Raw genomic sequence first — 12,269 nt, forward strand, 5'->3', positions numbered from 1 at the left:
CGTCAGGCAGCACGGGCCTGACGCTTGGGATTCTGCCGGCTATCGCACCGCCATGTCCACCGGAAGGGATGCTTCTCGTGCCCATTCCAGTGCCGGATGAACTTGAGGACTTGCGCCCGCTGATCCTTCAAGGAGGCAAAGCTGCCGTATCGCAGAATGCGGCGGTGCAGTATCGAGAACCAGATCTCTACTTGGTTCATCCAGGAGGCGTGCTTGGGCGTGTAGATGAACCGGAAGCGGCCCCCGTGCTGACGGTTGAATCGGGTCCACCGCTTGTCGCGGCCGTCGTAGTGGATATTGAGATTGTCCCAGACGACGTAGATTCGGCCCCGGGGGTGTTCCCGCGCGACCTGCTTGAGGAAGTCCAACAGTGCGTCGGCGCTTCGATGTGGGACGACCGATGCGACGACATTGCCGTCACTGATATCGAAGGCAGCGAGAAGCGACTGGGTTCCGTGACGTTTGTACTCGAACTCAAACCGCACCGAAGCGTCTGTCGGGCTCAAGTGGGTAGGATGAAGTCTTTGCAACGCCTGCAAAGGCTTCTCGTCGATGCAGAGCACGACGCCGTCGTTGGGCGGGTTCAGATACAACTGGCAGATCTTCTTTGCCTTCGCAGAGAAGGCAGGATCTGGGCTGTGCAGCCACTGCTTTACGTTGTGAGGGCGCAGCTCGGCGAACCGCAGAATGCGACCGACTTCGCTGATGCTGATCTGCACGCCCGTGCGCCTCTTCAGTTCGTCGGCCAAAGCGCCATAGGACCAAACATCGCGAAACTTCGTCCTTTTCTCGTCGATACGCTCGCAGGCTATGCGCACGAGCTCGCAACGGACGTGGAGCGCAATGCGGGCGGGGCGCCCAGCGCGCGGCCGGTCATCGAGACAGCCAAGTGTCTGCTCGGCAGCGAACCGCGCTTTCCATTTCCGAACGCACCGATCCGAGCACCCGAGCCGCCGTCCAATTTCGGGAGCGCTGACGCCACGCCGGGCCATCAAGAGCATTCGACACCGCTGTGCGACGGCGTTCGGGACCCTTGGTCTCTTGACCATCACTCGCAACTGACGGTGGACAGCTCGAGAAATCTTGAACTCTTCGGGCGCAGGGCCGCGGGCCATACTCTGAAGATCAACCCCGGCCCGCTTTTATTCCCAAACCCGGAACGAATTTCCGGCACGTTGAACTAGCGTCGTGTTCTTTCAGCGCTGAATGCATCCAGGTGAAGCGGAGAGTCACGCCGTGCGACGGCTTCGTCAGCATGAACTGCCACCATGAAAGCTGCGTTTGTTCTTTCGATCCGATGGCCCCGAAGGATGCGGCTACTTCCTTCTCGTTTCAAGCTGACGAAGCCTGTGCGTCCGGTGAGGTTGCTGAGCGCCTGTTTCGTCGTTGGTGTCTATCAGGAAGCGAAAAAGGAAGGTGGCCTTCACGTCAGGGGGCGGCTTCGTGGAAACTCCGAGGAGGAAGCGCTTCGGCCACATCACACGGCCATCGTGGAGGCCGCGCTTGGCGACGGCCGGCTAAGAACCCTTGAGCAGCATGTGAAGCCGCTCGGCAAGAAGGTGCAGAGCCCCATCATCTATTGGCGTTCGGCGAAGATCCCACCTTGGACGTTTCCCGAGACGATTCGTGACAACGCCGACCGCCGCACGCCCGCCATGGTCACCGAGGAAGTGGAGGTGCTCGTGACGGGAAGCATTTGGGCATACCGGCCGCGGGCGAAGTAGGGGGCGTGGTCCTCCTCGCGATGAGACCGCTAGACTTGACCTAATCCTTAAAGCCAATCTGCCGGTAGATCAAATCCGGACCGGCCTTTGCGAGGTAAGAACCGTGGGCGGTACAACGGTGTCATTGGAATGGCATCCACGCCGCAGCGGCCCCGAGTAGAGTCGAAGAGGTTCGCTTTGCCGAGTTCCCATCTCTTCCTATGGTCACCATGCCCCCATCCCCCGCTTGGTTCTCCAGCACCCGCGCCACCTTCGTCGGCGCCGCCACTGAATCCGTGGTCGCCCAGCTCGCCTCGGGCGCCACGCGCGAAGGCTGGCTCGTAGAGCCCGAGCAGCACGACGAGTGGACCTCCAGCGTTGAAGCCCTCAAGCACGAGCTTGCGGCCGACGCCTGGCCCGCCGAGGGCCAGCAGGGTGGGGCGGCAAAGGCCGAGACCGTCGACACGCTGAGGGCGGCGTTGGCCCAAGCCGGCCTCGAGAGCTTTCGCCATGTGATTCTCGAGTACAACATGCGGCGCCGCGGTCTGCGTGTGGATTGCGTGCTGCTGGGGGAGGGCATCATCGCCGTGATCGAGTTCAAGCGCAGCCGCCCCAGCGCCGCCGATCGCGACCAGGTGATGAACTACGCTGTGAACCTGTGCGAGTTCCACGCCGAGACCCAGCGCGCGCTGGACCAAGGCGCCATCCTGGTGCCCATCGTCGTGGCCACCCAGCAAGACACGCCGCTGCGCCTCGGCCAAGCGTTTCACGCCGCCCCGTGGAGCCGGGTGCTACAAGCGCCCCTCGAGGGCAGCGCCCGTGACCTTGCCCAAGCCTTGCGCCACGCCCTCGCGCTGCGGCCCAGTTCGGCCACCCCCGTGACCATCGACCGCGACACCTGGCTCGCTGCAAAGTTCTCGCCCTCATCAACCATCCTCGACGCCGCCATCTCGCTCTACGGCGCCCACGATGTTTCCGCCATCTCCGAACACGCCGCCCCCATCGAGGTGCTGGAGGCCTGTGCTACCGAAGCCATGGCCCAGATCGAAGACGCCCTGCAAACCGGCCAGCGGCGCATCGTGTTCGTCTCGGGCGCGCCCGGCGCAGGCAAGACCCTTGTGGGGCTCAAGCTGGCCTTCAGCGCCCAGCTTCGCGAGCAGTCTGTGTTCGTCACCGGCAACGCCCCCCTCGTCGATGTGCTTTGCCACGCCCTGCAGGGCTCGTACAAGCGGGCCTCGCGTCGCGCTGGCATCAGCGGCTATGCCAAGGAGCAGGCCCGGCACGTGCTGGGCAACGCCACCTTCAAGATCGTCAAAGCCCACAACTACCTGGGCGACCGCGGCCGTCACCTCGACACCGCCCAAGAGCGCGTGGTCATCTTCGACGAAGCCCAGCGCACCTACGAGAAGGGCCGCACCGTGCTTCGTCAGCGCCTGGCCAACCACGAAGCCGACCTGATCCTCGAAAGCCTGGAACAATCGTTTCCTGGCGGCACCGTCGTGGTCGCCTTGCTGGGACACAACCAAGCCATCAACAGCGGCGAACGTGGCGCCGTGGCCTGGTTGGAAGCCGCCGCCCGTCGCCACTGGCAGTTCGCCATAGGCGAAGAAACTCTGGCCCTCACCGAACTGGCCTCCCACAGCCACCACGGAACCCATGCCCTTCGGCGCTCCTTGCAGCGCGGGCACCTGGCCCATTCTCTGCGCTACTACCGCAACGCCAGCGTCGAGAGGTGGGCCCACGCCGTGCTCGAAAACCAACCCACCACCGCCCGCAAGATTGCCGCCGAGCTCGATGCCCATGGCCACACCGTGTATCTGACCCGCTCGCTGGCCCACGCCAAACGATGGGCCCAAGAACGGCGTGTGGGCGCCGAACGCGCCGGCGTCATCGCCTCGGCCCAGGGCCGGCGCCTATCCGCCGTGGGCATCCACGTGCAGTACAAGCCCGACATCTCCGACTGGATGCTCACACCCAGTGGCGACGTGCGGTCCTCGAACATGCTCGAGACCGCCCAGAACCAGTACCAGATCCAGGGGTTGGAACTGGACCACACCATCGTTTGCTGGGACCTGGACCTCCGCCGCAGCCCCCAGGGCTGGCAAGCGTTCAAGATGCAAGGCACCACCTGGAAATGCGACAAAGCCCAAGACATCGCCCGCAACGGCTACCTGGTGCTGCTGACCCGCGCCCGCAAGGGCATGATCCTGGTTGTACCCGAAGGCGACGAGGGCGATCCCACGAGACCGCCCGGGGCGTACGGCGAGCTGGCGGCCTACCTGCGGGCTTGCGGGGCGGAGGAGGGCGGGCCATAGGCCCGTGCCGACGTCATCCCCAGTTGCCGCCGTCGATCGAGGACGGCGCGGCGTGATGGTTCTGGGCGGGAGACCTTCGGGTGCGATCACCAGCAACTTCCAGGCGACCCCAGCCGATATACTGGGTAAAGAAGGACCATGGCTGACGCCCTCGAGACATTCAACGCGCCCCCCGCCGGTGCCAAAGTTCCGACGGCGCGAGAGCTACGGGCTGCTGCAGCTCGAATGTACATGGAGCCGAGGAGCCATCGTGTACAGCTGATGAACCACATAGGTGAGCCCCTCGGAATTCCAGCGGGGGGCTGGATTAGTGGGGATTAGTGGTCAATCCCGCTTGATGCAGAACGGGGATGTGCGTGTGGTTTGGTTGCTGCGCCAGCTGTCCCGGTCTTCGACGGCGGAGGCAGCGTCCAGAAACCTCGCGCGGGCTGTGCAATTCGTAAACGCTGAGGTTATGTTAACCCTGATCACAGCCTCACGTGAATCGAGTTCGTCGATAGCCGCGACGTCTGACGAGCCAGTCAATACTTTCGCTCAAGGTGGCCTCGACTTTCTTGGGGGGGAGTATCACAGCCTAGGCCTTCCGCGCTCCGTCACAGCTTCCTGGGAATCACGGGCGCGCATACGAAATGCCGAGTCCGGGAACTTCATACAGCCCGCGAATATTCCGGCGAAGGATCAGGTGCTCGCGTACGCGGCGCAGATGAACGCCTCGTTCGACAGGAACTTTCTCAAATTCTTGAGAGCGATCTTGGGCGCTGCCGCGGGCGACGCTGTGACCAAGACGTCACGCGCTGCCCTTCTGGTTTGGAAAGCTTTCGCGTTTCTTTCCCCTGCCGGAAAAGCATATGACCCCAAAAAAGGTCTCGACTCGCAGCTTAACATGCGGTTCGGAATCAGGACCTGCCTGGAGTACCTTCATGCGAAGGTGGATCAAGCTCTGCCTCTAGACCTCCTCCTTTCGCATCAGCCCTTGAACCGCAGCGAAAGGATCCAGATCGCGAAGGCAAGAGTCGCGGAAGCTCTCTTCTTGGAGCGCGCACTTTCCACGACGCGCGACCTTCTGGAGCCATCCGTTTGAGGGCGTAGCATGATCGCTCGAATCGTGTGTGTGGCAACCCTCTTGGCGATCTCAGCCGCCCCGCGCAAGCCAGACGGGAACTGGGAAAGACTATTCGAGTTGCCAGAAGGCCAAGCTTGGCTCGAAACCGTTTGGGCGGACGGAAAATATGGCTGGGTGGCGGGAGGACGGGACGTCATCATTTTCAACCGCGCAAAAGAAACGGACGAGGTGAGCGTTTCTGCTATCCCAGGGCTTGCCGTCACCGCTCTCGGCGCCACATCGAGAGGCGTTTATGGAGTGGGATCTCACGGTGCTATCTGGAGGATTGACCGCGACCGGGCGCACCTAGAGCATCAGGAGCGGCCCACCGAAAAGAGGAGGTTGCGAGACCCTGACCAGCTCCTTCAGGTGGGTGACGCGGTCGTCGCAGGTAAGGCGGGCGTGCTTGCCGTGGGTACGCGTGCTCTCTTCAGCTCGAGGCTTGGCGAGTGGGCGGCTGTCGCTGGCCCCACAGGCGGGCAGCTGGTAGAGGATCGGCTGTTCGGCCATTGGTTCTCCCGCCCCAAGGGGTGCGACTCCATCACGTGGCTCGTGTCCGCACGTTCTCACCGCGAGGGCGTGCTGGTTTGTGGGGACCGGCGGGTCTTTGGGGTAAGGGATCAGGATGTGAAGCCGCTTCCACCTCTTCCAAAGGGATGCGCAGAGGTCTGGCATGCCGCAGGCGGCGCCACATGGGGTACGACCATTCTGTGTGGCGGTAAAGGCTTGGTCTGGAAGCAAGATGGTCCTGCGGCTTGGTCGCAGGTGCCCGCGCCTGCGAACCTCGACAATATCGCGGCCACCGAAAGCTGCATCTTCGCGGTGTCCAGAAGAAGCTTGTGGCGGCGCTGTGAGGTAAAGGTGTCGGCGGCGCCAGAGTCTGGGCCTGAAAGTCCCGTCGTTCAGCCTCCCAAGCTGGCGGCGCCAGAGCCACGTCCCACCCGCGATGCGCGCGGATGTTCCACTCGCCTCTAGCAACGATGGGTCCTTGACCCGATGCCCCTTCAGCCAGATGCCGTGTCGGCGGTGCCCTTGCGAGTGCCGCTGCCATGAAGAAGGCCCCCGTCTACGCCTTGGTCTTAGATGTCTTCATCGATGCTAAGAACGCCTACTACGCGTTCTATATCTGTCCCGACTTCTGGGGCTGGACTGTGGAGGCCCAACAGCACGACCGACTGCGCAGCATCGATCGCAGCGAGGCCGAGCTTCACGCAGGCAGCCCAAGAATGACCTCGTCGTGTGGGTAAAGCAGGCAGTCCCTGCTGGCTTCTTTTGCGGTACCCAGGCAAAGCACATGCTCGAGGCGTACGCAGAGATTTCCCTCTCGGGCCAACGCAGCACGCAGTATCTCGATTGCGCGAAGGCGAGGTTCGCCACCGAGGCCGACGGGTGGTTCGTCGCGTATTCCTTTAACACGCTTCGGAGCTTGCCGCGAAGCTCGACCTTCGCTCGAAGGGGGCTCTGTCGCACCGCCGTCTATTCAAGCGGCGGGTTATCGGAGGAGGCAACCCTCCGGAAAACAGCTTCGGCGAATACCGGCGTGAGTGCGACCGGGATGGTTGTCGCCAGCGAAGGCGAGGTCCAGGTCGCGGGTCGCTCGATGTGGCTTGCCCGTCCAGAGCGTGAACAGTGCCGCGCCCTTCAGCACGAACCGCTGCGCGTGCCGCGACGATGCGAGGCGGAACAGCAGGCGCTCGTTCGCGTAGCGCGTGAGCACGAGCTGAAAGTCCTTGCCCCGCTCCCGGGACAAGCGCGCGAGGCGTGCGCGCACCGACGCGCCGATGTCCTTGGGTGGGCTCTTCGTCACGCGAGCGCCTCGAGGTACGGCCGCATGAACGAATAGATGCGATCGGCGCGGGCGGCTTCGACGAGCGCATCGATGCTGCCCTTGTGCTTTCGCAGGTAGTCCTTGAGCGCCGCGAGCGCGACCTCGAGCCCGACGTGACGGCGGAAGCGAAAGCAGTCGGCGACGGTTTTCGCGGGGGTCGTGAGCTGCACCTTTACACCGTCGATGACGCGCGTCTCGACACCATGCTCCAGGGCCTTCTCGCTCGCGCGGACGACCTCGAGCGCCGGTGCGGTGACCTTGGGCATGCGTGCGTGCCGGTCGATGAGCACCCAGACAGCGTGTGGGACCTCAGTCGTCATGCCGTGGGCCTGCAGCGCACTGAGCAGGCAGATGACCGCGTGCGGGACGCGCTTGCTCACCTCGGCAAGCGAGCTCTGCTCGGTCACCGGCGCGTCGGCGAGCCGGTAGAGCCCGCGGTCGATCTGCTCGAGCAGGCCGCGGTCGCAGAGCCGCTTGAGGTAGGCCCGCGGGATGGCGGCGGCGTCGAGGTCCCGAGCGCGCACCGGCCCCTTTCGAGCGAGCCGGAGGAGGGTCGTGGTCTTGTTCGCGGCGCCGGGTGGCATGATACGGAACGTCGTTCTCGAATATCGCGGGCAGACGATTCGTATCACACCATGCCGCCGCCTTCAAGCTTTTGCCCCCGCGCCTGCCCGTAAGGCTGGAATGGGCGGTGCGGCAAGAACCGCTGGAGATCCTTCGTGACCTGAGGCTGGATAGGCGAGGATGGCGAACGATGAGAATTGGGCGGCGATATTTGTTGGGTGCTCTGTAAGCCCGTTACGCCCAGCCTGATGGTGAGCGAGGGACCGGACGGGTAGCCTCCATGGGGACGATCTGGGCGCGGGTCGCGTAGGGTCAGGGGCGACAACTCGGCCCCGAAACGGAGCCGCGAGGCTCGACAGAGGCCCAGGCCGGCTCAGCTGGCAGTGCGGGACTGTGCCGCCCAGGCGTCCGGGGTCAGCTCGCTGAGTCGGCGTACCGGCCAGCCGTTGCGGATCTTTCCGAGTACGTCGATGAGGTACGCGCGAGTGTCGATGCCCAGGTTCCGGCAGGACAAGATCAGCGTGTACACCGCCGCGAGTCGCTCGCCGCCTTTGACCGATCCAGTGAACAGATAGTTGCGGCGACCAACCGCGGGCCGCCGGATCTCGCGCTCGGTCTTGCCGTTGTCGATCTCGAAGTGACCATCAGAGAAGCATCGTTCGACGAAGACCTTCTGAGCAATGGCGTAGCGAACCGCCTTGGCAAACTTCGACGTCTTGCCAACGGCATCGCCGTAGCTCTCGATCTCCTTGTAAAGCTGCTCGAGAATGGGCAAGGACTTTTCGCGTCGGAGACAGAGGCGTTGGTCTGGCGACATGTCCTGCGCTTTTGCAGAGGCTTCGACCTCGTAGAGCGCCTTGATCAACGCCACTGGCCGCGCAGCACGTTTGTCGTTCATCTCGAACGCCTCGTAAAAGCGGCGTCTCACGTGCATCATGCAGCCCAAGCGCCTGTCGTGTGGGATCAGAGGTCCTTCTCCACGTTCGGGATGCTCTATGATGGCGCTGTAGCCTTTGTAGTCGTCCACCTGGATGAAGCCCGTCGCCGCGCCGATCCACGGCGCGATCTCCTCGTGGCTCCATGTCTCAGTGAACCGGAAACCAGTCAGTGGACCTGTGTTCGTGATGCACCAAAGATGCCCGCGCGACTTTTGGTCACCCTTCTTGTTGCCGAGGACCATGAGCCCGGTGTCGTCCATCGCGACCACGTGGTCGTCGAGAATCTTTCCGACGGTTGCGTCGGCGATCGCGAGCAGAAGATCCGCAGCGAAGGCCCAGTAACGCAGGAGGGTATCGTAGGAAACCGGCCAGCCAAGGCGTTTGAAGCGATCGGCCTGCCGATTGATGGGCAGCGCATCTTCACCCTTGCCGTCGAGGAGCGCGGCGAGGAAGGAATTGCCGACTCGGACATCAGTGTTCATGTTTTCACGAGCAGCGGTAGCGATGTCACCCTGACAAGCTCGGCAGGCAAGTTTTTCCCGGCGCTCGACGTGAACCACGAGCTTCTCCGGCACGTGCTCCACCGTCTCGTGCTCCACAGGCGCGATCGGCGTCATGGGCTTGCCACAGCACTTGCACTGCCGCTCCTCCTCCGCAACGGGAATCTCCTTCACGATGCGCTCGAGACTGGGCGGCAGTGGCGTTCGTCCCTTGTGCGTTGGCCTTTTTCGCTTACCCTTTGAAGTTCCCTCGGCTCCCTGGATTTCATCGCAAGCGGGATCTTCGACAGCAGGAAGCTCTGGGTCATTCTTCGCATCTTCGGCGGGTACGCCGAGCGCGAGGCTCAACTGCTCCAAGTCGTCAGGCGTAAGCTTTTCGCTACGCCGTCCGTACAACAGGCGCACAAGATGTTTGATGTGCACCGCCTTCGTCCGCGCGTCTTCCTCGGCAGCATCACATCGGTTTGCCATCTCAGCGTTCTGCTTCGCCATGTCGGCGTTCTGCTTCGCCATATCCATGGCCAAGTCCGCCAACCCAGCAACGTCCTTCGCCTCCGCGAGCGACTTGATGAATGCGACGAAGTCTCTGTTGGATGCCGTGGACATGAAAGAGGCGGTGGACTGCAAAGCCAGCAGTACCACCGCCGATCGACGTTGCAAGCATTTTCAGCTTGCCTGTGCGCATTCTTCAGTCTGTTGTCTTCTTCTCTCTCCGATAGCGCCTCCGCCGCTTGATCTTGTCGGCGTCGACGCCCTCAAGAAGCATCGCCATCTCGGCGTTGTCGAGCTCGAGGTGACCTCCGGGATCCTCATCGAACACGTCCCGGAATGTTCCCGCTTCGAGGCGCTTCATCACCAGCCAGTACCCACTGCCGTCCCAAAACAGCATCCTGACCTGCGTGCGTCGCTTGTTGAAAAACGCAAACAGATCGCCGGACATCGATCCCCCCGGATCAAAGCCCTCCACCATCGCGGCGAGGCCGTCGAAGCTTCGACGCAGGTCCGCAGGCTTCGTGGCGATGAACATCCGCCGCGGCATCTTCGTCAACCACATCGCGACAAAGCTCGCAACGCAAGAACGAGGGTGGTTTCGTCGGTTCCCCCATCGACGACCACAGTGAGACCACTGGGGCGGAACGTGTCAACGATTTAGAGACAGAAGGTTTTGGAAATATGTGTAGCGCCGCTGCAGCACGGCTCTGGCAATCTGCCCACAACCGCACAGCGTCGCTGGTCATGTGAGGACCTACGACCGCTGTGCACATGTGGACAGAGCCAGAGCCGCACCTCCGCTCATGGCTGGCTCGGAGCCTCGGCGCCGGGTAGCACGATGACAGGCGGTCCTGATGGAGGTGGCGGTGTCCAGAAGACAGCGGCCTGCTCGTCATCCAGGCGAAGCACGGTGTCAGCTGTTTGAGGAGCAGCATCAATGGGGTTGAGTTCGACGCGCACAGGGGGACGCAAAGCGATGGGGCGCCCCTTCACAAAGCGTTCTGGGTTGCGGGCAAATGCATCGTCCAGCGCTTGCTGACGACGCATGAGGATGTCCTCGACCTGGCCCTTGAACACCTGCTCCGGCGTGTAGAGGGCCAAGCCATCGTGATGGTGCTTTTCGTTGTACCAACCAAAGAATGCGCCTGCCCAACGGCGCGCGTGGTGGACGTCCTTGAAGCGTCCCGGGTAGTCGGGCTGATACTTGACCGTGTGGAAAAGTGATTCAGAGAAGGCGTTGTCATTCGACACCCTCGGGCGCGAGTACGTTCGCTCGACGCCCAACGTACCCAACAGCTCGGCGAACCCATGGCTGGTCATCGGAGCGCCCCGGTCTTGATGCACCGTAAGCGTCTTGGGCTCTATACCGTAGCGTCCGATCGCCTCGCGGAATAGCTGCTGCGCCAGTGCGCTGTTCTCCCGCTCCGAAATCATCCATGCCACCACGTAGCGGCTGTACATGTCGAGAATCACGTACAAGTTCAAGAATGTTCCCCTCACGAAAGTCGCGAGTTTCGAGACATCCCAGCTCCACACTTGGTTCGGTGCGGTTGCCGTCAAGCGCGGCACTGCATGGCGCTGAGGAGTCCGGTGATTCCGCCGGTCCTTGATGGGGGCTCGCTCTGCAAGCACGCGATACATCGTCCGTAGTGAGCAAAGATAAATCCCAGCTGAAAGCAGCTTCCCATAGACCTCGCGTGGTGGCTGATCCACGTTCTCGTCCGAATCCAACACGCTCAGGATGTTCTGCCGCTCTTCATCGGGAATCCGTCTGTGCGCCTTCCGCGGCCCGCGCTTCCTCTGCGGACCTGCTTTGGGATACAAGTGTCGGTAAGCTGTCGCGCGGCTCAGCCCTACTGCGTCGCATGCCGCAGTCATCGAGACCTCCGGCGGGCGCTGTTGGACGAGCTCAAGGAGCTGTCCTGTGCTTCTTCGATCCTCGGCAGCGCTATCCCGAGAATCTCGTGCGCTTTTCCCGAAAGCTCCAACAGCGCCTCCGAGATGCGAAGCTTGTCTTCCAGCTTTGCATTGCGCTTCTCCAGCTCGGAGATCCGCCGATCCTTTGCGTCCCTGATCGGCTTACGCCCGACCTTCTTTCCTTTCAGACCCTTGGCCCCCTCCGCCTCGAGGCGCAGCCGCCAGCTCGCAAGCTGCGACGCGTAGATGCCTTCCTTCCGCAGTAGCTTCCCCACGTCACCGCGCTCGGTGCATGCGTCGGCTTCTCTCAAGATCCGGAGCTTCTCCCCCGCGCTGAACTTTCGCCGCTGCGGCCCGTCGTTCTCCGGCAGCGCGATCACTTCGTTGTCGATGCTTACTGGTTTTGGCACTTCTTCTTGACCACTCTCGCCCCACAATGTACTTCAGTTCTTGTCAATCTGGCGTCTCGGGTATTGTTGCCACGGGGGGGGCCCGGACCAAGACCTCGCCGTTCTTAATCGTGGTCGTCGTCGTGGTCGCCAGCCGAACCGGGCGGAAGTCATCACCCTTCCTCGCGGGTGGCTTCTCCGCACCCAGGGTCCGCTGCCACACGAACAGCGAGGCCCGTCCAATGCCCTTGCTGGCTGCAAACTGCGCCGCCGGCAGCCCGGATGCTCTCCATTCCCGCAGGAGCATCGCCTTTGTTTCCGGGCTGCGCCGGCCAGCCTGATTCTTCTTACGCCGAGACTTTGAGTGGGTCATCCGCGGCCGTTACCGCCCCACAGATCAGACCGAAACCCTGCTCGGCGTAACGGGCTTACGGTGCTCTGGCGATCGGTGCCGTGGCCTTCGGAGGCTATGCCCTTGTCGTCCTTCGTACCTACAGTGAAGCTCACGACGTCGCCCGGGG

General features: G+C 62.7%; 11 protein-coding genes and 1 pseudogene. 4 read left to right on the plus strand and 8 right to left on the minus strand.

Annotated features, from left to right (window positions below; translation table 11 throughout):
* Positions 1 to 2: 2 nt before the first annotated feature.
* Entirely contained in the window at positions 3 to 992 is a 990-nt protein-coding gene (locus KA712_16995; GenBank protein ID MCG5054661.1) for an IS630 family transposase, read from the minus strand.
* Positions 993 to 1,358: 366 nt separating this feature from the next.
* On the opposite strand from KA712_16995, the gene KA712_17000 reads away from it, so the two are divergent.
* From KA712_17000 to KA712_17010, 3 genes are all read left to right on the plus strand, one after another.
* Positions 1,359 to 1,724, plus strand: a complete 366-nt coding sequence (locus KA712_17000; protein MCG5054662.1) for a hypothetical protein — start codon at positions 1,359 to 1,361, stop codon at positions 1,722 to 1,724.
* Between the two features lie 209 nt (positions 1,725 to 1,933).
* A complete protein-coding gene (locus KA712_17005) occupies positions 1,934 to 4,018 on the plus strand; it encodes a DUF2075 domain-containing protein (protein MCG5054663.1) in 2,085 nt (694 codons plus the stop codon).
* Between the two features lie 454 nt (positions 4,019 to 4,472).
* The gene (locus KA712_17010; GenBank protein MCG5054664.1) at positions 4,473 to 5,099 is read left to right on the plus strand and encodes a hypothetical protein; all 627 of its coding nucleotides are present in this window, start codon (positions 4,473 to 4,475) and stop codon (positions 5,097 to 5,099) included.
* 327 nt (positions 5,100 to 5,426) lie between these two features.
* Here KA712_17010 and KA712_17015 read toward each other — a convergent pair whose 3' ends face one another.
* Entirely contained in the window at positions 5,427 to 5,630 is a 204-nt protein-coding gene (locus KA712_17015; protein MCG5054665.1) for a hypothetical protein, read from the minus strand.
* Between the two features lie 539 nt (positions 5,631 to 6,169).
* Between KA712_17015 and KA712_17020 the strand changes: the two genes are divergently transcribed.
* Complete coding sequence (locus KA712_17020; protein ID MCG5054666.1) at positions 6,170 to 6,367, plus strand: DUF4411 family protein; 198 nt, start codon at positions 6,170 to 6,172, stop codon at positions 6,365 to 6,367.
* Positions 6,368 to 6,612: 245 nt separating this feature from the next.
* On the opposite strand, the gene KA712_17025 is transcribed toward KA712_17020, so the two are convergent.
* The 6 genes and pseudogenes from KA712_17025 to KA712_17050 all read right to left on the minus strand — a co-directional run bounded on the left by KA712_17025 (position 6,613) and on the right by KA712_17050 (position 11,769).
* The gene (locus KA712_17025; protein MCG5054667.1) at positions 6,613 to 6,927 is read right to left on the minus strand and encodes a nucleotidyl transferase AbiEii/AbiGii toxin family protein; all 315 of its coding nucleotides are present in this window, start codon (positions 6,925 to 6,927) and stop codon (positions 6,613 to 6,615) included.
* Positions 6,924 to 7,532 (minus strand): AbiEi antitoxin N-terminal domain-containing protein, encoded by a 609-nt coding sequence (locus KA712_17030; protein ID MCG5054668.1) that lies wholly within the window; start codon positions 7,530 to 7,532, stop codon positions 6,924 to 6,926. The genes KA712_17025 and KA712_17030 overlap by 4 nt, the downstream gene beginning before the upstream one ends.
* 353 nt (positions 7,533 to 7,885) lie before the next feature.
* Complete coding sequence (locus KA712_17035; GenBank protein ID MCG5054669.1) at positions 7,886 to 9,484, minus strand: IS66 family transposase; 1,599 nt, start codon at positions 9,482 to 9,484, stop codon at positions 7,886 to 7,888.
* 154 nt (positions 9,485 to 9,638) lie between these two features.
* Complete coding sequence (gene tnpB / locus KA712_17040; GenBank protein MCG5054670.1) at positions 9,639 to 10,004, minus strand: IS66 family insertion sequence element accessory protein TnpB; 366 nt, start codon at positions 10,002 to 10,004, stop codon at positions 9,639 to 9,641.
* Between the two features lie 239 nt (positions 10,005 to 10,243).
* Positions 10,244 to 11,371: pseudogene (locus tag KA712_17045) on the minus strand (IS3 family transposase).
* Positions 11,317 to 11,769 (minus strand): hypothetical protein, encoded by a 453-nt coding sequence (locus KA712_17050; GenBank protein ID MCG5054671.1) that lies wholly within the window; start codon positions 11,767 to 11,769, stop codon positions 11,317 to 11,319. Before KA712_17050 ends, KA712_17045 begins: the two are co-directional and overlap by 55 nt.
* Between the last annotated feature and the right edge of the window lie 500 nt (positions 11,770 to 12,269).

Source organism: Myxococcales bacterium, from assembly GCA_022184915.1.
Lineage (GTDB): Bacteria > Myxococcota_A > Polyangia > Fen-1088 > Fen-1088 > JAGTJU01.